The following is a 21,957-nucleotide window of genomic DNA, read 5'->3' as shown; positions in this document are numbered from 1 at the left end:
TACTCAGGACTCCTGGTTGACGGAGACGAGCACATCGTCCCCTTCGATCTTTACGGGGTAGACAGCGACCGGCTTGGTGGCGGGCAGGCCGGAGGGCTTGCCGGTGCGCAGGTCGAAGCTGGAGCCGTGCAGCCAGCACTCGATCATGCAGTCCTCGACCTCGCCCTCGGAGAGCGAGACGTTCGCGTGCGAGCAGGTGTCGTTGATCGCGAACACCCCCTCGTCGGTGCGGACGACGGAGACCGGCACGCCGTTGAGGTCCACGCGCTTGGGAACGTCCTCCTGGAGGTCGCTCAGCGCGCAGGCACGGAGGAAGGTCATCGGGCTCAGACCGCCGCTTCCAGCTCGGCGTCGATCTTCTCCATGAGCTGGTCCTGGACCTCGGCCACGCCGATCTGCTGGAGCAGTTCGGCGAAGAAGCCGCGCACCACCAGGCGGCGGGCCTCGTCGGCCGGGATGCCGCGGGCCATCAGGTAGAACAGCTGCTCGTCGTCGAAGCGGCCGGTCGCGGAGGCGTGGCCGGCGCCGACGATCTCGCCGGTCTCGATCTCCAGGTTCGGGATCGAGTCGACCCGGGCGCCGTCGGTGAGCACCAGGTTGCGGTTGAGCTCGTAGGTGTCGGTGCCGAGCGCGGCGGCGCGGATCAGCACGTCGCCGACCCAGACCGCGTGGGCGTCCTGGCCCTGGAGCGCGCCCTTGTACGCCACGTTCGACCGGCAGTGCGGCGTGTCGTGGTCGACGACCAGGCGGTGCTCCAGGTGCTGGCCGGCGTCGGCGAAGTAGAGGCCGAACAGCTCGGCCTCGCCGCCGGGGCCCGCGTAGTTGACGCGCGGGTGCAGGCGGACCAGGTCGCCGCCGAAGGTGACGACCACGGACTTGTAGGAGGCGTCGCGGCCGACCAGCGCGTTGTGCTGGGCGACGTGGACGGCGTCGCGCTCCCAGTCCTGCACGGAGACGAAGGTGAGCTTGGCGCCCTCGCCGACCAGCAGCTCGACGTTGGCGGCCCGGGTGCCGGTGCCCGCGTGGTTGAGCACCACGACGGCCTCGGCGAACGGCTTGACGTCGATCACCACGTGGGCGAAGCGGACCCCGCCCTCGCCGCGCACGTCGATCTTGACCGGCTCGGTGAGCACCGCTTCCTTCGGGACGGTGACCACCAGGGCCTGCTCGAAGGCGCTGAACGCCTGCGCGGCGACCCGGTCGACCGGCGTGCCGGCCTTGCCCAGGCGGGCGTCGTCCCGGCCGACGGTCTCGGCGGTGACGCCGTCCGGCAGCGTGAACTCGACCTTGTCCTCGCCGCGCTCGGCAGCCGCGGCGGTGCCGTCGTGCAGGCCGGCGAGGCGGTGCAGCGGGGTGAACCGCCAGTCCTCCTCGCGGCCGGTGGGCACCGGGAAGTCGTTCACGTCGAAGGACGGCTTGACCGCGACGCGCGCGTCGATCGGCTGCTGGACGGTGGTCCGGCCGGTGCCGGGGCCGGCGAGCTGCGCGCCCGCGCCGGCGGTGCCGACCTCGATCGACCCGGCGGTGGTGGAGCCGGTGGTGTTCTGCTCAGCCATGGCTGTTCGTAGTGCTCTCTTCCTCGGAAATGAGTGGACGGCGGCGGCCGGGGGTCAGCCGACCGAGCCCTCCATCTGCAGCTCGATCAGCCGGTTGAGTTCCAGCGCGTACTCCATCGGCAGCTCACGCGCGATCGGCTCGACGAAGCCGCGGACGATCATCGCCATCGCCTCGAACTCGGTCAGGCCGCGGCTCATCAGGTAGAAGAGCTGGTCCTCGCTGACCTTGGAGACCGTCGCCTCGTGGCCCATGGACACGTCGTCCTCGCGGACGTCCACGTACGGGTAGGTGTCCGAGCGGGAGACGGTGTCGACCAGCAGCGCGTCGCACAGCACGTTGGACTTGGCGCCCTTGGAGCCCTCGCCGATCTCGATCAGACCGCGGTAGGAGGTCCGGCCGCCGCCGCGCGCCACCGACTTGGAGACGATGTTGGAGGAGGTGTTCGGCGCCATGTGCACCATCTTGGCGCCGGCGTCCTGGTGCTGGCCCTCGCCCGCGAAGGCGATCGACAGGGTCTCGCCCTTGGCGTGCTCGCCCATCAGGTACACGGCCGGGTACTTCATGGTGACCTTGGAGCCGATGTTGCCGTCGACCCACTCCATGGTCGCGCCCTCGTACGCCACGGCGCGCTTGGTGACCAGGTTGTAGACGTTGTTCGACCAGTTCTGGATCGTCGTGTAGCGGCAGCGGCCGCCCTTCTTGACGATGATCTCCACGACCGCCGAGTGCAGCGAGTCGGAGGAGTAGATCGGGGCGGTGCAGCCCTCGACGTAGTGGACGTAGGCGTCCTCGTCGACGATGATCAGCGTCCGCTCGAACTGGCCCATGTTCTCGGTGTTGATCCGGAAGTAGGCCTGCAGCGGGATGTCCACGTGCACGCCCTTCGGCACGTAGATGAACGAGCCGCCGGACCACACCGCGGTGTTCAGCGCGGCGAACTTGTTGTCGCCGGCCGGGATCACCGTGCCGAAGTACTCCTTGAACAGCTCCGGGTGCTCGCGCAGCGCGGTGTCGGTGTCCAGGAAGATGACGCCCTGCTCCTCCAGGTCCTCGCGGATCTGGTGGTAGACGACCTCGGACTCGTACTGGGCGGCGACGCCGGCGACCAGGCGCTGCTTCTCCGCCTCCGGGATGCCGAGCTTGTCGTAGGTCGCCTTGATGTCCGCCGGCAGGTCCTCCCAGGACTCGGCCTGCTTCTCGGTGGAGCGGACGAAGTACTTGATGTTGTCGAAGTCGATGCCGGTGAGGTCGGAGCCCCAGGTCGGCATGGGCTTCTTGCCGAACAGCTTCAGGCCCTTGAGACGCAGGTTGAGCATCCACTCGGACTCGTTCTTCTTCGCGGAGATGTCGCGGACGACCTCCTCGCTGAGCCCGCGCTTGGCCGCGGCACCGGCGGTGTCCGGGTCGGCCCAGCCGTACTCGTAAGTGCCCAGGCCCTCGAGCTCCGGGTGCGAAACGGTGTCAGTCATGCGAGCTTCCTAACGCGCGGACGCAGAATCTTCGGTGGACGTACCGGCAGTCGGCAGCGCATCGGAGCCGCGGCCCGAGGGCACCCGGGCGGACGACGATGCGGCACCGGATGCCGGCACATAGGTGGTGCAGACCCCGTCGCCGTGGGCGATCGTGGCCAGCCGTTGCACATGGGTGCCCAGGAGCTGGGAGAAGACCTCGGTCTCCGCCTCGCAGAGCTGCGGGAACTGCTCGGCGATGTGCGCGACCGGGCAGTGGTGCTGGCAGAGCTGGGCGCCCGCCGGGGCCTTGGCCGCGGCCGACGGGACACGCCGCACCGTCGCAGCGTACCCGTCCGCGCTCAGCGCCTGGGCGAGCGCCTCGGTGCGCTCTCCGGCGGCGGCCAGGCGCAGGGCCTCCAGGTACTTCTCGGCCTGCTTGCCGAACCGGGCGCGGGCGAAGGCGGCGACCGCCTCCTCGCCCGCCTTGCCGCCGCCCACCGACTCCGCGATCCAGCGCAGCGCGTCGGCGGCGAGCTGGTCGTAGGCCTGGTAGAAGGCGTCCCGGCCGGCGTCGGTGAGGGCGAAGACCTTGGCCGGACGGCCCCGGCCCCGGCTGCCGTAGACCCGCTGTTCGCGGGACTCCACGAGGCCGGTGGCGGCCAGCCCGTCGAGGTGGCGGCGGACGGCCGCGGCGGTGAGGCCGAGCCGGTTGGCGAGGTCGGCGGCGGAGGACGGACCGTGGTCCAGGATCGACCGCGCGACCCGGTCCCGGGTGGCCCGGTGGCCCTCCAGCAGCACCTCGGCCGCCGTCACGGGCACGTCGCAGGAGGAGGCCGACTCGGCCTCCTGCTGCTGGGCGTGCTCGCGCATGTTTTTCACAACACCAGTGTTGCGTAATTCCTTCCGCCGGGACAAGCCGTGACCCAGGCCTCACCGGTGTCATCTGTCACGCAGGTAAGCCTTACCTGACCTGGGAAAACGATCATCGGCCCGCCGGACGGCCCGCGCGTCAGGCACTCTTACACTCGCCGGTATGCACTCCGAACCCGCGGTCCAGATCGCCGGGCTGGTCAAACGCTACGACGACAAGCTCGCGGTGGACGGCCTCGACCTCACCATCCCGGCCGGCGCGATCACCGCCGTCCTCGGCCCCAACGGCGCCGGCAAGACCACCACCATCGAGACCTGCGAGGGCTACCGCCGCCCCGACGCCGGCACCGTCCGCGTCCTCGGCCTCGACCCGGCCACCCAGAGCGCCGCACTGCGACCCCGGATCGGCGTGATGCTGCAGTCCGGCGGCGTGTACGCGGGCGCGCGCGCCGTCGAGATGCTGCGGCACACCGCCAAGCTGCACGCCCACCCGCTGGACGTCGACGCCCTGGTCGAACGCCTCGGCCTCGGCTCCTGCGGCCGCACCACCTACCGCCGGCTCTCCGGCGGCCAGCAGCAGCGGCTCGCCCTGGCGATGGCCGTCGTCGGCCGCCCCGAACTGGTCTTCCTGGACGAGCCCACCGCCGGCCTCGACCCGCAGGCCCGCCGCGCCACCTGGGAGCTGGTGCGCGACCTGCGCCGCGACGGCGCCACCGTGGTCGTCACCACCCACCACATGGACGAGGCCGAGCAGCTCGCCGACCGGGTCGCCGTCGTCGACCGCGGCAAGGTCATCGCCGACGGCACCACCGAGGAGCTGTGCCGCGGCGGAGCCGAGAGCGCGCTGCACTTCGACGGCCCGCCCGGCCTCGACCTCGGCCCGCTGCTCAAGGAGCTGCCCGAGGGTGCCACCGCCGTCGAGGCCTCCCCCGGCCGCTACCGCGTCGAGGCCCCCGTCGACCCGAAGCTGGTGGCCACGGTCACCGGCTGGTGCGCGGCCTCCGGCATCCTGCCCGAACGGCTGTCCGTCCAGCGCCGCAGCCTGGAGGACGTCTTCCTCGACCTGACCGGACGGGAGCTCCGACCGTGACCGAGCGAACCATCGAGCGGTGCGCGTCGAGCGCGGCGCCCACCGAGCGGAGCGGGGTCGACGCATGAGCACCACGGACTACTCCCCCAGGCCCGGCGCGGCGCCGGTCGGCCGGATGCTGCTCGCGCAGACCGCGTTCGAGACCCGGATGCTGCTGCGCAACGGTGAGCAGCTGCTGCTCACCGTGGTCATCCCGACCGTGCTGCTGGTGCTGTTCTCCGCCGTGGACATCGTCGCGGTCGAGGGCCCCGGCAAGCGGGTCGACTTCCTGGCCCCCGGCCTACTCGCGCTGGCCGTGATGTCCACCGCCTTCACCGGCCAGGCCATCGCCACCGGCTTCGAGCGCCGCTACGGCGTGCTGAAGCGGCTCGGCGCCAGCCCGCTGCCGCGCTGGGCGCTGCTGACCGCCAAGACCGGCTGCGTCCTGGTGACGGAGGCGCTGCAGGTCGCACTGCTGTCGGTGATCGCGCTGGCCCTCGGCTGGTCCCCGCACGGCAACCCGCTGACGGTCGCCGCGCTGCTGGTCCTCGGCACCGCCGCCTTCTCCGGGCTCGGCCTGCTGATGGCCGGCACCCTGAAGGCCGAGGCCACCCTGGCCGGCGCCAACCTGGTGTTCGTCCTGCTGCTGCTCGCCGGCGGGGTGATCGTGCCGCTGAGCAGGTTCCCCGACGCCGTGCGGTCGGTGCTGGAGCTGCTGCCGATCTCCGCGCTCTCGGACGGCCTGCGGTCGGTGCTCCAGTCCGGCGCCGGGGTGCCGTGGTCGGACCTCGGCATCCTGGCCGGCTGGGCCGTGGTGGCCCTGGCCGCCGCCGCCCGCTTCTTCCGCTGGGAGTGAGCCGCTGCGGGTGACCCGCGGGAAGTGATCCGCCGGGAGCGATCCGCGACCACGCGCGACACCCCCGACGCACGACGCCCCCCGGCCTGGACAGGCCGGGGGGCGTCGTCGTTCTCCGCCTGCGGGCGTCAGCTCTCGCTGCCGCCGCGGCGCTTGCGGGCGAGCAGCACGAGCGCGCCGCCGACCAGCAGCACGCCGCCGCCGGCCGCCGCGATCATCGGCGTCGCGTCGCTGCTACCGGTCTGGGCGAGCGCCGGAGCGCTGGTGGCGGGCGCCGGGGTCGGGGTCTTGGTCGGGGTGTGGGTGACCGACGGGCTCGGGCTGGCCGGGGGCGTGGTGGCCGGCGGCGGGGTGCTCACGGTCGGCGTCGGGGTCGGCGTCGGCGTCGGGGTCGGCGTCTTGGTGGGAGTGGGGGTGGGCGTGGGGGTCGGAGTCGGCGTGTGGCACGGCTCGATGGTCTTGGTCTCGTTGATGTTCCAGCCCTTCTCGTTCGGGTTCTCCGTGGTGGTGACCACCAGGTTCGCCTTGATCGGGGCGTTGTGGTCCTTCACCGGGAAGGAGCCGTGGAACTCCGCGGGGAAGGCCTTGGCGTCCAGGACCTTCTCGCCGTCGATGGTGAGGCTGACGGTGTTCTTCACGTCGGCCTTGGGGCTGTAGTTGATCAGATCGACCACGATCTTGTCGCAGGTCACCGTCCAACTCGGCACGTGCGCCGAGGCGTTGGTGGCCAGCGCCAGGGGCAGGAGAAAACCGGCCGCAGCCGTGCCGGCGAGCGCCGTCGCGCCGATCGCGAAGTGCCGCTGCTGTCGTGCCATTACTATGTTCCCCTCCGAACGGTCTTGTGCAGCAGGCGTGTTGAGTGGTTCGCGGTGGCCCGCTACGACTGTCCGGGGGACTCTACCGGCACTCCCGCACCCCGCCACACCCCGCCGTACGACCGGATATCGACTTTCCGTCCGTCTTCTGATGTGCATGACCAGCCCATCACAGCCGCGACCTCGCAGAATGCGGATTCGGCAAACCTGAATGGGCTACGTCATCTTCAAGACAGAACGGAGCCCCCGGTGATCAGGTTCAATCACCGAGGGCTCCGATTCGGTCAGCCGACGAATCTCCGGGCCGTTCCGGCCCCGACGGCTCAGGCCTTCCGGGCCGCCTTGCGCCGGGCCGCCACCACGATCGCACCGCCGGCCGCGATCACCACCGCGCCGCCGATGGCCAGCGGCAGCACCGGGCCGGAGCCGGTGTGCGCCAGGTTGCCGCCGGCGTCCGGCTGGGCGGACGGGCTGCCCGAGGCCGCCGGAGCGGCCGTCGCGCCACCGGTCGACGGACTGGCCGAACCGCTCGCGCTGGGCTTGCCGCTGGTCGGGGCGGACGGGCTGCCCGACGGGCTCGCCGAGCCGCTCGGGGAGGTCGACGCGCTCGGCGTGGCCGACGGGGAGCCGCTCGGGCCGGTCGGCGGGAGGGTCGGCGTGCCGGACGGCGTCGGGACGGTGCCGGGCAGGCAGCCGGTGAAGGGGTAGTGGTGCGTCTCCGCGCCGCCCTTGCCGGTCAGCGAGGCGGCGATCACCGAGCCGTTGACCGGGCCGCCGCTGCCGAGGTCGAAGGCGGCGTTCGGGGCGAGCACGGTACCGGCCCACGCGGCCTGGCTGTTCTTGACCACCTTGATGGCGGTCGGGAAGTTCCAGAGCAGCTTGGACCGGATCGCCCCGCCCGCGGCGCTCTGCAGCTTGTCGTCCAGCACGAAGGCCTTCTTGCCCTCGTCCCACAGGTGGAAGCCGGTGGTCCCGGCCGCCGCCATGTCGTACGAGCCGCCGGTCACGTTGACCACCGTCACCGAGCCGGCCGGCACCTTGAGGAAGACGTCCTTGGCGCCCTGCAGCTTCGCCGCGTCGACGGTGAAGCTGTTGTACTTCGCGTCCCCGCCGGTGAGCGTCAGCTTGGCGCCCTCGGCCTGGACGGTGGCGCCGGCGGTCTGCGGCACGGCGGCCAGCGAGGTGGCGGCGGCGCGCAGCTTGGCGAACTCGGCCTTGAAGTCGATCGGCGAGGAGCCCTGGGCGACGGCGCCCTGGTGGGCCTGGACCACGGCGCCGTCGGCCTTGGCACCGAAGACGCCGTTGCCCTTCATCACCTGGGTGTTGTGGCCGGTGATCTTGCCGGCCACCACCAGGGCGTTCTTGCCGGGCAGCGCGTCGACCTCGGCGGCGGTGAGCTCCTGGCCGACCGAGAAGCCGCCGGTGAAGTCGGCGTTGCCGCCGACCGCGACCGCGCCCTCGGCGTCCGGGGTGTGGGTGTCGTCGCCCTCGATGAACTCGCCGTAGAGGTTGGCGACCCCGAGGCCGCGGCACTCCTGGTCGGTGCCGACGGCCTGGGCGGCCGGCGCGACGAGCCCGGCCAGTGCGAGTGAGCCACCGACGGCGAGCGCGGCGGCGGAAATGGGTATGCGCATGTGCAGGCTCCGCTTGCGTGCGGGAAGGGTGGGGGGAGCGGCCCGGAAAAGGTATGGACCAACCCGCACTCTTTCGGCCAAACGGGTGAATGGTCAAGACCAATTCACTCCTTGACCGAACCACCCCGGTTTGTCCGCGTGTCGCCCCTCCGCGTGTCGCCGACCACCGGCTCCGCCCCACTCGGCCGAACCACCCGCGCCGTCCCGCCCCACCGCCCGCCGCACCGCCCGCGCCCCGCCCGCGCCCCGCCCCAAGATCGCCTGTAAGGCCGCCTACGATTGACCCCGTGCCTAACCCCTTCTCCCTGCTCGCCGAGCGCTGGCAGCCATCCGCCGAGATGGTCCGGCGCGCCACGTTCGCCGCGCTGGTGATGAGCGTGGTGATCGTCGTCACCGGCGGCGCCGTCCGCCTCACCGCCTCCGGCCTCGGCTGTACGACCTGGCCCCGCTGCACCGACGAGAGCCTGGTGCCCACCGCCGAGATGGGCTTCCACGGCGTCGTCGAGTTCACCAACCGGATGCTCACCTACGTGCTGAGCGCCGCCGTCGGCTGGGCCATCCTGGCCGCCCGCTGCCACCGGCCGTGGCGGCACGGCATGACCAAGCTCGGCTGGGCGCAGTTCTGGCTGGTGATGAGCAACGCCGTGCTCGGCGGCATCACCGTGCTGACCGGCCTCAACCCGTACACCGTGGCGCTGCACATGATCGCCGCGATGGCCCTGGTCTGGGTCGCGCTGCTGATGTGGGAGCGGTCCAAGGAGGGCGACGGCCCGCCGAAGCTCGTGGTGCCCCGCCCGGTCCACCAGCTGTCCTACGTCCTGGTCACCGTGATCGGCCTGCTCGTCGCGGCCGGCACCCTGGTGACCGGCGCCGGCCACCACCCCGGCACGCCCAAGGACAACAAGATCGTCCCGCGCATCCCGATCGACTACGACCGCCTCGCCCAGTTCCACGCGGACTTCGCGTTCGTGTCCGTCGGCCTGGCCATCGCGGTGATCTTCGTCCTCGCCGCCGTGAAGGCCCCCCAGGCGGCCCGGTCCCGCACCAAGGAACTGCTTGCCGTCCTGCTCCTCCAGGGCGTCCTGGGCTTCATCCAGTACTTCACCGACGCCCCCGAGCTGATGGTCGGCCTCCACATGCTCCTCGCGGCACTGACCTGGATCGCCGCCCTGCGCGTCCCCCTCGCCCTGCGCACCCGCGCGGACGAGGAAGTCACCGCCGACACCCCGGCCCCGCGGACTCCCGAGACCGCCACCGTCTGACCGTCGCCGAAGGCCCCCATCCCCCGGGATGGGGGCCTTCGCCGTGTCGTCACGGCAGCTGTCACCCGTCCCGAGCCGGGATGCTCGACGGCACAGCCTGGAATCTCACACTCACACAACCGGACGGGCCGGATCGAGCAGCATCACATCGTGCCGAGCCGCGCCCTCCCACGGGATCGCCGACCCGACGCGCGTATAGCCCCACGCTCAGCTGCCGAGGGTCGGGCGAAGCGCGTCGAGGACATGGGTCCAGTTGTACTCGTCGCGGGCTCCGCCGGACTTGGGCCTGTGGGGAACCGAGTCGCCGATCAGGACGCCCATCGAGCGCAGTCGGACCAGGCTCTCCGCATAGGCCGGGTGGGCCGCCAGGGCGGAGTTGACGTAGGGCTGGACGACGACGGGAATGCCCAGCCCGTACGCCTCGCAGAGGATGCCCAACGCGAGCGTGTCGGCGATCCCGAGGGCCCACTTGTTGATGGTGTTGAAGGTCGCGGAGACGACCGCGACGGCATCCGCCTCCGGCAGTGGCCGCGAGCTTCCGGGCGTGCGCCAGGCCGAGCGGATCGGATAGCCGGTCTGGGCCTCGATGGCTTCTTGGTCCAGGAAGCCGAGCGCGTTGGGAGTGGCGATCACCCCGACCTTCCATCCCTCGGCGTGGGCGGCGGTGATCAGTTCGCCCACGCCGTCAGCGATTCCCGAGGCGCAGACGATGACATAGAGGAACGGTTCATGGTGCTCGGTCAAACCTGAACTCCTGTTCGCAGGAACACATCCCGCCGCGTGTACGCGCAGCTGTGGGAGCGGGGGCTGGGTGATCATGGTCCAAGCGCGCGCCGCCGCCCGGCGACGCAGACGGGAGCCGGTCTGCCCCGTTCACTGCCCCTGGCGTCACCACATCTCTACCCCGTCACGCAGATACCGTGTGCCACCGTCTGCGATTGCCCTGACAGCGGCGTTCAGCCGGTTCCGCTGGCGGATCCGCAGTCGCTCGGCGACCTCCGATGCGGGGAGGAAGACGGCCTCGGACAGTTCGTCGTCGTGTGGGCGAACCCCCGCGGCCCGAGTGGGTGGGAGGGTTCCCGCATCGAAGATGAACGCGATCTGGTCGTCCCACGGGCCGTGCGGCGCAACCCAGTCCACGACCAACAGGCGATGGATCCTGATCTCCAGGCCCAATTCCTCGCGCAGTTCCCGCACTGCGGCCTCGTCCGGTGGCTCGTTGGCTTCAGCCATCCCGCCGGGGAGGTCCCAGCCCTCCTTGTAGGTCGGGTTGACGGTCAGGATGCGACCAGCCCGGTCGCGCAGGATCACGTCCGCCGAGACGCGCTTCCGGGCTTGCCTGGCGTTCCCCTCCGCCAGGTAGGCGTTCCAGGCTTGGGTGTCGGTAGGTGCGGGCCTCATGTTGGACCTCCCCGAGGCAACGGGATGATGTCAGCGAGCAGGAGCTGCCGGGCTCTGCGCGCCTCATCGAATCGTGCCAGGTATTCACAGACCGGGCCGTAGTCGCGGTGCTTCTCAAGGAGTTCACAGAGGTCATCCATCTGGCGAACAACCCGAACGGACCCGAGCGTCGGGCTGGTGTCGAGAAGCTCGGCTCCGACACTGATCGCAGCGTCCAGGTCACCGCGATCGGCATGGATACGGACGAGGGTGATCCTGCTGAAGGTGAGCGAACGTGTGCGGCCTTCCTCCCGTAGCACCACAACCTGCATCCCGTGCCGAAGAGCCTCCTTGGGGCGGCCGAGGTCGCTGAACGCCAATGCCGACTCGCTGACGAGAGTGGCGTCGTCGAACGGGCTCAACCACGGATGCTCGTCATCGGCTAGACCAGCTGCCAGGCCCGCATGCTCGTCGGTGTCGGCCGTCCGACCGACCGGCTCGTCCGCATCCTCGTCGGTGACGGCTCACGCTCGATGCCCGTGATGATCCAAGCCGGGCCCGACGCCACGCCCGGCCCATGCCCCGCACCGGCAACCCCACGCTCTACTGGGCCACCCTCGTCACCGCCGGCGAACTCCTCACCACCACCCCCAACCCCGACACCCGCATCAGGTACGCCCTCGCCCACTGCCGCACCCAGGCCGTCAAGCACCAGAAGTCGACCCCGCCGACTTCCAGCGCACCTAGCCCGTAGACGAGGTGCGGCGGTGCCCCGGTACGGCGAACGGCCCGGTTCCCCCGTGTGGGGGAACCGGGCCGTTCGCGATGTGCGGGCTCAGATCTGGATGCCGGCCATGCGCTTCCACTCGTACGCGCCGGTCTTCACCTTGAGGCCCAGCTCGCCCTCGAAGTCGTCGTGCAGGGTCAGCCCGGCGAGCTCCGCGGCCCGCTTGCCGACGGCGTAGCTGGGGGCCACCTGGTCGCCCCAGGCGCCGTCCGCGCCGACGACCACGATGCGGGTGGCCACGGAGCCGACGTACTCGACGACGGCGTCGCCGCCCCCGTGCTCCCGGGCGAAGCTGGTGAGGTTCTTGGCGATGCGCTTGGCGCGGCGCTCGGTGCGGGCGTCCGACGCGGCGGTGGAGGTCTCTGCGCTGCTCATGCCCGCATGCTACCCACCGGTAGCGCCGCTGGCGACGGGAACGCCCTGTGCACCGGGCCACATACTGGAGGGGTGACGTTCACAGGCTGGCCGGCCGAGGCGCTCGACTTCTACGAGCACCTGGAAGCCGACAACTCCAAGGCCTTCTGGCAGGCCCACAGAGAGCAGTACGACGACGCCGTGCGGGCCCCGATGGAGGAGCTGCTCGCCGAGCTGGAGCCCGAGTTCGGGCCGGGGAAGATCTTCCGGCCCAACCGCGACGTCCGGTTCAGCGCCGACAAATCCCCGTACAAGACCCACATCGGCGCCCATCTGGAGAGCGGCGGCTACATCCAGCTCTCCGCCGACGGCCTGGCCTGCGGCAACGGCTACTACCGGCTCGCCCCCGACCAGCTGGAGCGCTACCGCGCCGCCGTCGCGGAGGACGTCACCGGCGCGGAGCTGGAGCGGGTGATCGCCCGGGTGGAGCAGCAGGGCCCGCTGGTCGTGGGCCGGGACTCCCTCAAGTCGGCCCCGCGCGGCTACCCCAAGGACCACCCCCGGATCGGGCTGCTGCGCCACAAGGGCCTGGTGGCCTGGCAGGAGTGGGAGCCCGCGAAGTGGCTGGGCACCCGCGCCGCCCACACCCGGATCGCCGGCTTCCTGCACGCCTCCCAGCCGCTGCGGGACTGGCTGGACGGCCACGTCGGCCCCTCCGAACTCCCCGCCCGTTGAGAACGCGAAGAGCCCCGGTCCGCCTGGACCGGGGCTCTCCTCGTAAGCCTCTACTTCACGAACGGGTCGATCGCGCAGACCACCATCAGCAGCGACAGGTAGGTGATCGACCAGTGGAACAGCCGCATCTCCTTGAGCTTCGCGCCCACGATGCCGGCCTTGGCCCGCCCGTACAGCGCGTGCGCCTCGCGCAGCCAGGCCCCGCCCAGCAGCACCGCGACGACCGGGTACAGCCAGCTCATGTGCCCCAGCGGCCAGAGCGCCAGCGAGGTCGCCACCATCACCCAGGAGTAGACGACGACCTGCTTGCCGACCGCGACGTTGCCCTTGACCACCGGCAGCATCGGCACACCGGCGCGCTCGTAGTCCTCGCGGACCTTCATCGACAGCACCCAGGTGTGCGGCGGCGTCCAGAAGAAGACCACCAGGAACAGCACCACCGCGGCCCAGGACACCGAGTTGGTCACCGAGGACCAGCCGACCAGCACCGGCATGCAGCCGGCGATGCCGCCCCAGACGATGTTCTGCGAGGTGCGCCGCTTGAGCCCCAGCGTGTAGACGAACACGTAGAACAGCAGCGCGCCGAGCGCCAGCCAGGCCGACAGCCAGTTGACCCCGTAGCCCAGCAGCAGGGTCGAGCCGATCGCGAGCACGATGCCGAAGACCAGCGCCTCGCGCGGTGACACCATCCCGGTGACGATCGGCCGCCGCTCGGTGCGCGACATGACCGCGTCGATGTCGCGGTCGATGTACATGTTGAGGGCGTTGGCACCGCCCGCCGAGAGGTAGCCGCCGACGACGACCTTCAGCACCAGCCACAGGTTCGGCACGCCCTGCTGGGCCAGGAACATCACCGGCACGGTGCTCATCAGCAGCAGCTCGATGATCCGCGGCTTGGTCAGTGCGACGAACGCGCCGACACGGGCCCCGAAGGGCCGGTGCGCAGGAGTCGCCCCGGTGACCCCGGCGGGACGGGTTTCGACGGCGGTCACTAACACCCCAACTGAAGATGAATCTTCGCAGGCGTCCACAGGAACGAAGGGTCCCGAATCGTCCGCTCTGCGCGTACCACGACACCATAGACGTTCCATATATCGCATCCGGCTCCGGGGTCCCCCGGCGAGGCGGAACGCACACCCCCGGGTGAACCCCCCGGGGACACCCCTGAGCGCCCGCCGCGGGCCCCCTTAGCCCGTCCTGACCACCGGGGCGGCGGCGGGCGGCGAACCGGGAGAGTCTGGGACAAATCCATTCGCACCGTTCCCCCGGGAATCTGCATGCGGAATTGCCGGTTGTCCCAGCACGGAGGGTGAGTGGCGGCCCGGACGGTAGGCTCGCACGGAGAAGCGGGATCTACCCTCCGTGACCGGCACCACCCAGCGTCGGGACCACAGCGCCGTGGCCGACCCGGTCCCCATTCACGGGGTCACTCTTCAATGGAAGGAGCCCTGAGACAGGGTGAGCACTGCGCCGACGAACGCATTCGAGTGGACCGATCTGGACGAGCGCACGGTTGACACTGCGCGCGTCCTGGCCATGGACGCCGTCCAGAAGGTCGGGAACGGGCACCCGGGGACGGCCATGTCCCTGGCCCCGGCCGCGTACCTGATCTTCCAGCGGTTCCTGCGGCACGACCCGACCGACCCTTCCTGGGTCGGCCGTGACCGCTTCGTCCTCTCCCCCGGACACACGAGCCTGACGCTCTACACCCAGCTGTACTTCTCGGGCTACGGCCTGGAGCTGGACGACCTCAAGGCCTTCCGCGTCGCGGGCAGCCGCACCCCCGGCCACCCCGAGCACGGCCACACCGCGGGCGTGGAGACCACCACCGGCCCGCTCGGCCAGGGCATCGGCAACGCGGTCGGCATGGCGATGGCCGCCCGCTACGAGCGCGGCCTGTTCGACCCGGAGGCCCCGGCCGGCGAGTCCCCGTTCGACCACACCATCTGGGCGATCGTCTCCGACGGCGACCTGGAGGAGGGCATCTCCGCCGAGGCCTCGTCGCTGGCCGGCCACCAGAAGCTGGGCAACCTGGTCGCCCTCTACGACGACAACCACATCTCGATCGAGGGCGACACCGAGACCGCCTTCTCCGAGGACGTCCTCAAGCGCTACGAGGCGTACGGCTGGCACGTCCAGCGGGTGACCCCGAAGGCCAACGGCGACATCGACGTCGCCGCCGTCGCCGAGGCGCTGGCCGCGGCCAAGGCCGAGACCTCCCGCCCGTCGATCATCGCGATGCGCACCATCATCGCCTGGCCGGCCCCGGACGCCCAGAACACCGCCAAGGCCCACGGCTCCGCGCTCGGCGCCGCCGAGATCGCCGCCACCAAGAAGGTCCTGGGCTTCGACCCGGAGAAGACCTTCGAGGTCAGCGACCAGGTCATCGAGCACGCCCGCCAGGTCATCAAGCGCGGCAAGGCCGCCCGCGACCAGTGGCAGCAGTCCTTCGACGCCTGGCGCGCCGCCAACCCGGGGCGCGCGGCCGACTTCGACCGCATCGAGGCCGGCGAGCTGCCCGAGGGCTGGAAGAAGGCCGTCCCGTCCTTCCCGGCCGGCAAGGACGTCGCCACCCGCAAGGCCTCCGGCGACACCCTCAAGGCGCTCGGCGCGGTGATCCCGGAGCTGTGGGGCGGCTCGGCCGACCTCGCGGAGTCCAACCTCACCACCATCGACGAGGACAGCTCCTTCCTCCCCGAGGGCAACCCGCTGAAGTCGGCCGGCCCGTACGGCCGGACGATCCACTTCGGCATCCGCGAGCACGCCATGGGCTCCACCATGAACGGCATCGCGCTGCACGGCAGGACCCGCGTGTACGGCGGCACCTTCCTGGTCTTCGCCGACTACATGCGCCCGGCCGTCCGCCTGGCCGCGCTGATGAAGCTGCCGGTCACCTACGTCTGGACGCACGACTCGATCGGCCTCGGCGAGGACGGCCCGACCCACCAGCCGGTCGAGCACCTGGCCTCGCTGCGCGCCATCCCGGGCCTGGCCATGGTCCGCCCGGCCGACGCCAACGAGACCGCCGTCGCCTGGCGCACCATCGTCGAGCGCCAGACCAGCCACCCCGGCCCGGTCGGCCTGGCCCTGACCCGTCAGGGCGTCCCGACCTTCGACCGCGAGGTCTTCGGCTCCGCCGAGGGCACCGCGAAGGGCGGCTACGTCCTGGCCGAGGCCTCCACCGGCGACCCGCAGCTGATCCTGCTCGGCACCGGTTCCGAGGTCCAGCTGGCCGTCCAGGCCCGCGAGGTGCTGGAGGCCGAGGGCATCCCCACCCGCGTGGTCTCGCTGCCGTCCTTCGAGTGGTTCCAGGAGCAGGACCAGGCCTACCGCGACAGCGTGCTGCCGCCGTCGGTCAAGGCCCGCGTCTCGGTCGAGGCCGGCATCGCCCAGGGCTGGCGCGAGCTGGTCGGCGACCACGGCCGGATCGTGTCGCTGGAGCACTTCGGCGCCTCCGCCGACTACAAGGTGCTGTTCGAGGAGTTCGGCATCACCGCCGAGCGCGTGGTGGCCGAGGCCCACAACGCCCTGCGCTCCCTCGAAGCCGTCAACCGCTAGCGGTTCCGGGCCGCGTGCCCGCCCGCACGCGGGCACGCGGCCCCCTCAGACCACCCCACGAAGCAAGAAGAACAAGGGACTGAAGCACCATGACTGACGCACTGAAGCGCCTCAGCGACGAAGGCGTTGCGATCTGGCTGGACGACCTCAGCCGCAAGCGGCTGAACTCCGGCAACCTGGCCGAACTGGTGCAGAACAAGCACGTGGTGGGCGTGACCACCAACCCGACCATCTTCCAGAAGGCCATCGCCGGCGCCGGCGACGACTCCTACGACAGCCAGCTGCGCGACCTCGCCGTCCGCAAGGTCACCACCGACGAGGCGATCCGCATGATCACCACCTCGGACGTGCGCGACGCGGCCGACGTGCTGCGCCCGGTCTACGACGCCTCCAACGGCCGCGACGGCCGGGTCTCCATCGAGGTCGACCCGCGCCTGGCCCACGAGACCGCCGTCACCGTGGCCGAGGCCAAGCAGCTGTGGTGGCTGGTCGACCGCCCGAACGTCTTCATCAAGATCCCCGCCACCAAGGCCGGCCTGCCCGCGATCAGCGAGGTCATCGGCAAGGGCATCAGCGTCAACGTCACCCTGATCTTCTCGCTGGAGCGCTACAAGGCCGTCATCGACGCCTACCTGACCGGTCTGGAGACCGCCAAGGCCAAGGGCCTGGACCTCTCCCAGATCGAGTCGGTGGCGTCCTTCTTCGTCTCCCGCGTGGACACCGAGATCGACAAGCGCCTGGACAAGATCGGCGGCGACGCCCGGAACCTGCGCTCCAAGGCCGCCCTGGCCAACGCCCGCCTCGCCTACCAGGCGTACGAGGAGGTCTTCGGCAGCGTCGACGGCAAGACCGCCGGCAGCGCCCGCTGGAAGGCCCTGGAGGCCGCCGGCGCCAAGCCGCAGCGCCCGCTCTGGGCGTCCACCGGCGTCAAGGACCCGGCCCTGCCGGACACCCTGTACGTCACCGAGCTGGTCGCCCCCGGCACCGTCAACACGATGCCCGAGGCCACCCTGGACGCCACCGGCGACCACGGTGTGGTCACCGGCAACACCATCGTCCCGAACTACGCCGACGCCAAGGCCGTGCTGGACGCGATCGCCGCCGCCGGCGTGGACTACGACGACGTCGTCCAGGTCCTGGAGGACGAGGGCGTCGAGAAGTTCGAGCAGTCCTGGAAGGAACTGCTCGACACCGTCACCGCCTCGCTCGCTTCCTTCGCCGACGAGAAGTGACCCAGGCTCACAGCCAGCGCACGAAAGCGGAGCCCATCAAGTGAGCACTGATTTCCCCGAGTTGACTTCGGAATCGGACGTGGACGACCTCCCGTCCAGCCCGGTCAACCCGCTTCGTGACCCCTCCGACCGACGGCTCCCGCGCATCGCGGGGCCGTCCGGTCTGGTCATCTTCGGGGTCACCGGCGACCTGTCCCGCAAGAAGCTGATGCCGGCCATCTACGACCTGGCCAACCGCGGTCTGCTTCCGCCGGGCTTCTCCCTCGTCGGCTTCGCCCGCCGGGAGTGGGACGACGAGGACTTCGCCAAGGAGGTCCACGACGCCGTCCGGGACCACGCCCGCACCCCCTTCCGGGAGGAGGTCTGGCAGCAGCTCGCCAAGGGCATGCGGTTCGTCCACGGCACCTTCGACGACGACGACGCCTTCGACAAGCTGCGCGAGACCATCCAGGAACTGGACCAGGCCCAGGGCACCGGCGGCAACTTCGCCTTCTACCTGTCCGTCCCGCCGAAGTTCTTCCCGACCGTCGTCCAGCAGCTCAAGAAGCACGGCCTGGCCGATCCGCCGCAGGGCTCCTGGCGCCGCGCGGTCATCGAGAAGCCGTTCGGCCACGACCTGGAGAGCGCCCAGGAGCTCAACAAGGTCGTCCACGAGGTCTTCCCCCGGGACGAGGTCTTCCGGATCGACCACTACCTGGGCAAGGAGACGGTCCAGAACATCCTGGCGCTGCGCTTCGCCAACCAGATGTTCGAGCCGATCTGGAACCGGTCGTACGTCGACCACGTGCAGATCACCATGGCCGAGGACATCGGCATCGGTGGCCGGGCCGGCTACTACGACGGCATCGGCTCCGCCCGTGACGTCATCCAGAACCACCTGCTCCAGCTGATGGCGCTCACCGCCATCGAGGAGCCCGCCTCCTTCCACCCCAAGGCGCTGGTGGCCGAGAAGCTCAAGGTGCTCAGCGCCGTCAAGCTCCCGGCCGACCTCGGCCGGCACACCGTGCGCGGCCAGTACGCGTCCGGCTGGCAGGGCGGCGAGGAGGTCGTCGGCTACCTGGACGAGGACGGGATCGACCCGGACTCCAAGACCGACACCTACGCGGCCATCAAGCTGGAGATCAACAACCGCCGCTGGGCGGGCGTCCCGTTCTACCTGCGCACCGGCAAGCGCCTGGGCCGGCGGGTCACCGAGATCGCCGTCGTCTTCCAGCGCGCCCCGTACCTGCCCTTCGACTCCTACGCGACCGAGGAGCTGGGGCAGAACGCCCTGGTCATCCGGGTGCAGCCGGACGAGGGCGTGACGGTGCGGTTCGGCTCCAAGGTGCCGGGCACCTCCTTCGAGGTCCGGGACGTCACGATGGACTTCGCCTACGGCGAGTCCTTCACCGAGTCCAGCCCGGAGGCGTACGAGCGGCTCATCCTCGACGTGCTGCTCGGCGACGCCAACCTGTTCCCGCGCCACCAGGAGGTCGAGCTCTCCTGGCAGATCCTCGACCCGATCGAGAAGTACTGGGACACCCACGGCAAGCCCGCCCAGTACGCGGCGGGGACCTGGGGCCCCGTCGAGGCGGACGAGATGCTCGCACGAGACGGCAGGAGCTGGCGCCGGCCATGAAGATCGACCTCACCAACACGACGTCCAGCAAGATCAACGCCGCGCTGATGGAGGCGCGCCGGGCCCGTGGCTCCGGCGCCGCCGGCATGGTGCTCACCCTGGTGATCGTGACCGACGAGGGCAGCGCCTACGACGCCCTCAAGGCCGCCAACGACGCCTCCCGCGAGCACCCGATGCGCACCCTCGCGGTGATCAAGCGCGCCGGGCGCTCGCCCCGGGCCCGGGCCGAGACCCGGCTGGACGCCGAGATCCTGGTCGGCTCGGACGCCGGCTCCGGCGAAACGGTTGTCCTGCGGATGCACGGCGAACTCGCCGCGCACGCCCAGTCGGTGGTCCTGCCGCTGCTGCTGCCGGACGCCCCGACCGTGGTCTGGTGGCCGGACAACGCGCCGCTCCACCCGGCGCAGGACCCGCTGGGCTCGATCGCCCAGCGCCGGATCACCGACACCGTCACCGCCGAGTCCCCGGTCGGCCAGCTCGCCCAGCGCGCGCAGAGCTACTCCCCGGGCGACACCGACCTGGCCTGGACCCGGATCACCGGCTGGCGCTCGATGCTGGCCGCCGCGCTGGACCAGCGTCCGTCCACGATCGTCTCCGCGGTGGTCGAGGGCGAGTCGTACAACCCGAGCGTCGAGCTGCTCGGCCTGTGGCTGACCAACCGGCTGCAGGTGCCGGTCGAGCGGGTCGTCACCAACGGCCCCGGCATCACCGCGGTGCGCCTGCGCACCAAGGACGGGGACATCACCCTCGACCGCCCGGACGGCCTGCTCGGCACGCTCTCCATGCCCGGCTCGCCGGACCGCCAGGTGGCGCTCAAGCGGCGCGAGACCTCGGAGCTGATCGCCGAGGAGCTGCGCCGCCTGGACCCGGACGACATCTACGCGACGGCCGTGCGCACGCCCGTCGACCAGCTGCACGAGCCGGACAACGCCGAGACCGAGGCGGCCGAGAAGGTCGCCCGCGAGGTCGCGGCGGAGGCCGAGGAGGCGGTCGAGCAGGCCGCCGAGGCGGCCGTGGCCAACCCGGACCGGGTGACCGCCGAGACGGCGGAGAAGAAGCCCGCCCGGAAGGCCTCCGGCAAGCGCACCACCAAGGAAGGCGCATGACCAACGCGACCCCGCAGCTGGTCGTCCACCGGGACAAGGAGCTGATGGCCCAGGCGGCCGCGGCCCGCCTGATCACCCGGATCGTGGACGCCCAGGCCGCCCGCGGCAGCGCCTCGGTGGTGCTCACCGGCGGTCGCAACGGCAACGCCCTGCTGGCCGCGATCGCCGCCTCCCCGGCGCGCGACGCGGTCGACTGGGGCCGGCTGGACCTCTGGTGGGGCGACGAGCGCTTCCTGCCCGCCGCCGATCCGGAGCGAAACGCCGTCCAGGCCCGCGCCGAGCTGCTGGACGCCGTCCCGCTCGACCCGGCACGGGTGCACGAGATGCCCGCCTCGGACGGGGTGGACGGCTCGGACGTGGAGGCCGCCGCCGCCCGCTACGCCGAGGAGCTGGCGAAGGCGGCCGGTCCGGGCGACCGGCTCGGTGTCCCGGCCTTCGACGTGCTGCTGCTCGGCGTCGGCCCGGACACCCACGTCGCCTCGCTCTTCCCGGAGCACCCCGGCGTGCGGGAGACCGAGCTGACCGTGGTCGGCGTGCGCGGGGCCCCCAAGCCCCCGCCGACCCGGGTCTCGCTCACCCTCCCGGCGATCCGCACCGCCCGCGAGGTCTGGCTGCTGGCCGCCGGCGAGGACAAGGCGGGCGCGGTCGCGCTGGCCCTGTCCGGCCCCGGCGAGCTCCAGGCGCCCGCCTCCGGGGCGTACGGCCGCAGCCGCACCCTGTGGCTGCTGGACCGCGCGGCCGCGGAGCAGATCCCGCCGCAGCTGTACCCGCCGGCCTCCGCGTAGGCGGGCCCGGCAACGCCGAAGGGCGCCACCGTCGTTCGACGGTGGCGCCCTTCGCGCCGTTCAGCGGGTGTTCAGCGGGTGTTCCGGTCAGATCTCGCCGCGCAGCTTCGCCAGCGCCTCCGCCAGGATCGCCTCGCCGTCGGCGTCGGTGCGCCGCTCGCGGACGTAGGCGAGGTGGGTCTTGTAGGGCTCGTTGCGCGAGGGCGCCGGCGGGTTGTGCTGGTCCTGCCCCGCCGGGAAGCCGCAGCGCGGGCAGTCCCAGGTCTCCGGGATCGCCGCTTCGGCCGCGAAGCTGGGTCGGGTCTCGTGCTTGTTCGCGCACCAGAAGGAGATCCGGTTGCGCGGGGCGGACTCGCCGCGCTCCGCCTCGCCCATCGGGCCGGCCCCGACCCTGCTGCCACGGATGGCATTGCCACTTGCCACGGTCTGACTCCCTGCGTACTGGTGCGCCGACCCGCCGCGGTGCGCGTCGGTGGCGAAAGTCGTCCTAGTGTAAGCAGGAGTTAAGCATCCGCCACCATCGCCTCCGCACCGGGCCGTTACAGGATAGGCGCTCGGGCGACGGGGCGTCAGGGGTACGTCAGACCGAGGTCTTCATCAGCAGGCCCAGCACGATGATGGATGCGAACCATCCCACGCCCACAACGATGGTGATGCGGTCCAGGTTGCGCTCGGCCACCGCCGAACCGCCACCGGTGGACATCGCGCCGCCGCCGAACATGTCGGACAGGCCGCCGCCCTTCCCCTTGTGCAGCAGCACCAGGAGGATCATCAGCAGACTGAAGATGATCAGGGCAATCGAGAACCCGAGAACCACGACGGGACCAACTCTCTCGTATCTTCGGCGAAGGGGCCGGGCCGCGTACGGCGGTCCGGCCCCAAAGCCTA

Annotated in this window: 23 protein-coding genes; 10 read left to right on the top strand and 13 right to left on the bottom strand. The window is 71.2% G+C overall.

All coding sequences use genetic code 11. The features are described 5' to 3' along the window. Positions 1–3 precede the first annotated feature (3 nt). From ACWD4P_RS13890 to ACWD4P_RS13875, 4 genes are read right to left on the bottom strand one after another with little or no spacing between them, the layout of a single operon-like run. On the bottom strand, positions 4–321 hold the full coding sequence (locus tag ACWD4P_RS13890) for a bifunctional 3-phenylpropionate/cinnamic acid dioxygenase ferredoxin subunit (protein WP_063349526.1): 318 nt from the start codon (positions 319–321) through the stop codon (positions 4–6). A gap of 5 nt (positions 322–326) precedes the next feature. Beyond that, on the bottom strand, positions 327–1,556 hold the full coding sequence (sufD, locus tag ACWD4P_RS13885) for a Fe-S cluster assembly protein SufD (protein ID WP_359817220.1): 1,230 nt from the start codon (positions 1,554–1,556) through the stop codon (positions 327–329). 54 nt (positions 1,557–1,610) lie between these two features. Next, positions 1,611–3,026, bottom strand: coding sequence for a Fe-S cluster assembly protein SufB (gene sufB, locus ACWD4P_RS13880; protein WP_359817218.1), 1,416 nt, complete (start codon positions 3,024–3,026; stop codon positions 1,611–1,613). 9 nt (positions 3,027–3,035) lie between these two features. Next, the gene (locus ACWD4P_RS13875; protein WP_449779737.1) at positions 3,036–3,878 is read right to left on the bottom strand and encodes a helix-turn-helix transcriptional regulator; all 843 of its coding nucleotides are present in this window, start codon (positions 3,876–3,878) and stop codon (positions 3,036–3,038) included. Positions 3,879–4,041: 163 nt separating this feature from the next. Between ACWD4P_RS13875 and ACWD4P_RS13870 the strand changes: the two genes are divergently transcribed. Both ACWD4P_RS13870 and ACWD4P_RS13865 read left to right on the top strand, forming a co-directional pair. Continuing rightward, positions 4,042–4,968, top strand: coding sequence for an ABC transporter ATP-binding protein (locus ACWD4P_RS13870; RefSeq protein WP_449779736.1), 927 nt, complete (start codon positions 4,042–4,044; stop codon positions 4,966–4,968). 64 nt (positions 4,969–5,032) lie between these two features. After that, positions 5,033–5,803, top strand: coding sequence for an ABC transporter permease (locus ACWD4P_RS13865; protein WP_359817212.1), 771 nt, complete (start codon positions 5,033–5,035; stop codon positions 5,801–5,803). Between the two features lie 128 nt (positions 5,804–5,931). Here the strand turns inward: ACWD4P_RS13865 and ACWD4P_RS13860 are convergent, their stop codons facing one another. Both ACWD4P_RS13860 and ACWD4P_RS13855 read right to left on the bottom strand, forming a co-directional pair. Continuing rightward, positions 5,932–6,618 (bottom strand): LAETG motif-containing sortase-dependent surface protein, encoded by a 687-nt coding sequence (locus ACWD4P_RS13860; RefSeq protein ID WP_449779735.1) that lies wholly within the window; start codon positions 6,616–6,618, stop codon positions 5,932–5,934. 323 nt (positions 6,619–6,941) lie between these two features. Beyond that, positions 6,942–8,252: a choice-of-anchor A family protein gene (locus tag ACWD4P_RS13855; RefSeq protein WP_449779734.1), complete on the bottom strand. Its 1,311-nt coding sequence runs from the start codon at positions 8,250–8,252 to the stop codon at positions 6,942–6,944. 287 nt (positions 8,253–8,539) lie between these two features. Here ACWD4P_RS13855 and ACWD4P_RS13850 point away from each other — a divergent pair, with 287 nt between their 5' ends. After that, positions 8,540–9,514, top strand: coding sequence for a COX15/CtaA family protein (locus ACWD4P_RS13850; protein WP_449779733.1), 975 nt, complete (start codon positions 8,540–8,542; stop codon positions 9,512–9,514). A gap of 207 nt (positions 9,515–9,721) precedes the next feature. Here ACWD4P_RS13850 and ACWD4P_RS13845 read toward each other — a convergent pair whose 3' ends face one another. The 3 genes from ACWD4P_RS13845 to ACWD4P_RS13835 form a co-directional block, all read right to left on the bottom strand. After that, entirely contained in the window at positions 9,722–10,258 is a 537-nt protein-coding gene (locus tag ACWD4P_RS13845; protein ID WP_449779732.1) for a flavoprotein, read from the bottom strand. A 144-nt stretch (positions 10,259–10,402) separates the two neighbouring features. Beyond that, positions 10,403–10,915 carry an NUDIX hydrolase gene (locus ACWD4P_RS13840; protein ID WP_359817202.1) on the bottom strand — a complete coding sequence of 171 codons (513 nt, stop codon included), beginning with the start codon at positions 10,913–10,915 and terminating at the stop codon, positions 10,403–10,405. Further along, the gene (locus tag ACWD4P_RS13835; RefSeq protein ID WP_449779731.1) at positions 10,912–11,316 is read right to left on the bottom strand and encodes a hypothetical protein; all 405 of its coding nucleotides are present in this window, start codon (positions 11,314–11,316) and stop codon (positions 10,912–10,914) included. The genes ACWD4P_RS13840 and ACWD4P_RS13835 overlap by 4 nt, the downstream gene beginning before the upstream one ends. 155 nt (positions 11,317–11,471) lie before the next feature. Between ACWD4P_RS13835 and ACWD4P_RS13830 the strand changes: the two genes are divergently transcribed. Then, entirely contained in the window at positions 11,472–11,648 is a 177-nt protein-coding gene (locus tag ACWD4P_RS13830) for a hypothetical protein (protein WP_449779730.1), read from the top strand. An 81-nt stretch (positions 11,649–11,729) separates the two neighbouring features. Here ACWD4P_RS13830 and ACWD4P_RS13825 read toward each other — a convergent pair whose 3' ends face one another. Beyond that, the gene (locus ACWD4P_RS13825; protein ID WP_449779729.1) at positions 11,730–12,056 is read right to left on the bottom strand and encodes a hypothetical protein; all 327 of its coding nucleotides are present in this window, start codon (positions 12,054–12,056) and stop codon (positions 11,730–11,732) included. Between the two features lie 72 nt (positions 12,057–12,128). On the opposite strand from ACWD4P_RS13825, the gene ACWD4P_RS13820 reads away from it, so the two are divergent. Further along, positions 12,129–12,770 (top strand): DUF2461 domain-containing protein, encoded by a 642-nt coding sequence (locus ACWD4P_RS13820; protein WP_449779728.1) that lies wholly within the window; start codon positions 12,129–12,131, stop codon positions 12,768–12,770. Between the two features lie 50 nt (positions 12,771–12,820). Here the strand turns inward: ACWD4P_RS13820 and ACWD4P_RS13815 are convergent, their stop codons facing one another. Continuing rightward, positions 12,821–13,768 carry a heme o synthase gene (locus tag ACWD4P_RS13815; RefSeq protein WP_359817195.1) on the bottom strand — a complete coding sequence of 316 codons (948 nt, stop codon included), beginning with the start codon at positions 13,766–13,768 and terminating at the stop codon, positions 12,821–12,823. Between the two features lie 460 nt (positions 13,769–14,228). Between ACWD4P_RS13815 and tkt the strand changes: the two genes are divergently transcribed. The 5 genes from tkt (at position 14,229) to pgl (ending at position 21,069) form a co-directional block, all read left to right on the top strand. Next, positions 14,229–16,328, top strand: coding sequence for a transketolase (gene tkt / locus ACWD4P_RS13810; protein ID WP_449779727.1), 2,100 nt, complete (start codon positions 14,229–14,231; stop codon positions 16,326–16,328). A gap of 89 nt (positions 16,329–16,417) precedes the next feature. Further along, entirely contained in the window at positions 16,418–17,560 is a 1,143-nt protein-coding gene (gene tal, locus ACWD4P_RS13805; RefSeq protein WP_359817191.1) for a transaldolase, read from the top strand. Between the two features lie 79 nt (positions 17,561–17,639). After that, on the top strand, positions 17,640–19,178 hold the full coding sequence (gene zwf / locus ACWD4P_RS13800; protein WP_449779772.1) for a glucose-6-phosphate dehydrogenase: 1,539 nt from the start codon (positions 17,640–17,642) through the stop codon (positions 19,176–19,178). Next, positions 19,175–20,284, top strand: a complete 1,110-nt coding sequence (gene opcA / locus ACWD4P_RS13795) for a glucose-6-phosphate dehydrogenase assembly protein OpcA (protein WP_359817189.1) — start codon at positions 19,175–19,177, stop codon at positions 20,282–20,284. Before zwf ends, opcA begins: the two co-directional genes overlap by 4 nt. Continuing rightward, entirely contained in the window at positions 20,281–21,069 is a 789-nt protein-coding gene (pgl, locus tag ACWD4P_RS13790; protein ID WP_359817187.1) for a 6-phosphogluconolactonase, read from the top strand. The genes opcA and pgl overlap by 4 nt, the downstream gene beginning before the upstream one ends. Positions 21,070–21,156: 87 nt before the next feature. On the opposite strand, the gene ACWD4P_RS13785 is transcribed toward pgl, so the two are convergent. Next, positions 21,157–21,444 (bottom strand): RNA polymerase-binding protein RbpA, encoded by a 288-nt coding sequence (locus ACWD4P_RS13785; RefSeq protein ID WP_223245297.1) that lies wholly within the window; start codon positions 21,442–21,444, stop codon positions 21,157–21,159. Between the two features lie 205 nt (positions 21,445–21,649). Continuing rightward, positions 21,650–21,886 (bottom strand): preprotein translocase subunit SecG, encoded by a 237-nt coding sequence (gene secG, locus ACWD4P_RS13780; protein WP_359817184.1) that lies wholly within the window; start codon positions 21,884–21,886, stop codon positions 21,650–21,652. Positions 21,887–21,957: the final 71 nt, after the last annotated feature.

It is taken from the genome of Kitasatospora sp. NPDC002543, assembly GCF_053594915.1.
The sequence above is the reverse complement of the archived record's forward strand: the minus strand, read 5'-3'. Positions and strand labels throughout refer to the sequence as shown.

Bases quoted from the DNA above. Each gene is read 5' to 3' on its own strand.
- ACWD4P_RS13890 (WP_063349526.1), bottom strand. From the start codon at position 321: ATGACCTTCCTCCGTGCCTGCGCGCTGAGCGACCTCCAGGAGGACGTT.
- opcA (WP_359817189.1), top strand. From the start codon at position 19,175: ATGAAGATCGACCTCACCAACACGACGTCCAGCAAGATCAACGCCGCG.
- ACWD4P_RS13830 (WP_449779730.1), top strand. From the start codon at position 11,472: ATGCCCCGCACCGGCAACCCCACGCTCTACTGGGCCACCCTCGTCACC.
- sufB (WP_359817218.1), bottom strand. From the start codon at position 3,026: ATGACTGACACCGTTTCGCACCCGGAGCTCGAGGGCCTGGGCACTTAC.
- ACWD4P_RS13860 (WP_449779735.1), bottom strand. From the start codon at position 6,618: ATGGCACGACAGCAGCGGCACTTCGCGATCGGCGCGACGGCGCTCGCC.
- pgl (WP_359817187.1), top strand. From the start codon at position 20,281: ATGACCAACGCGACCCCGCAGCTGGTCGTCCACCGGGACAAGGAGCTG.
- tal (WP_359817191.1), top strand. From the start codon at position 16,418: ATGACTGACGCACTGAAGCGCCTCAGCGACGAAGGCGTTGCGATCTGG.
- ACWD4P_RS13870 (WP_449779736.1), top strand. From the start codon at position 4,042: ATGCACTCCGAACCCGCGGTCCAGATCGCCGGGCTGGTCAAACGCTAC.
- ACWD4P_RS13855 (WP_449779734.1), bottom strand. From the start codon at position 8,252: ATGCGCATACCCATTTCCGCCGCCGCGCTCGCCGTCGGTGGCTCACTC.
- sufD (WP_359817220.1), bottom strand. From the start codon at position 1,556: ATGGCTGAGCAGAACACCACCGGCTCCACCACCGCCGGGTCGATCGAG.
- ACWD4P_RS13840 (WP_359817202.1), bottom strand. From the start codon at position 10,915: ATGAGGCCCGCACCTACCGACACCCAAGCCTGGAACGCCTACCTGGCG.
- ACWD4P_RS13825 (WP_449779729.1), bottom strand. From the start codon at position 12,056: ATGAGCAGCGCAGAGACCTCCACCGCCGCGTCGGACGCCCGCACCGAG.
- ACWD4P_RS13865 (WP_359817212.1), top strand. From the start codon at position 5,033: ATGAGCACCACGGACTACTCCCCCAGGCCCGGCGCGGCGCCGGTCGGC.
- ACWD4P_RS13785 (WP_223245297.1), bottom strand. From the start codon at position 21,444: ATGGGCGAGGCGGAGCGCGGCGAGTCCGCCCCGCGCAACCGGATCTCC.
- ACWD4P_RS13875 (WP_449779737.1), bottom strand. From the start codon at position 3,878: ATGCGCGAGCACGCCCAGCAGCAGGAGGCCGAGTCGGCCTCCTCCTGC.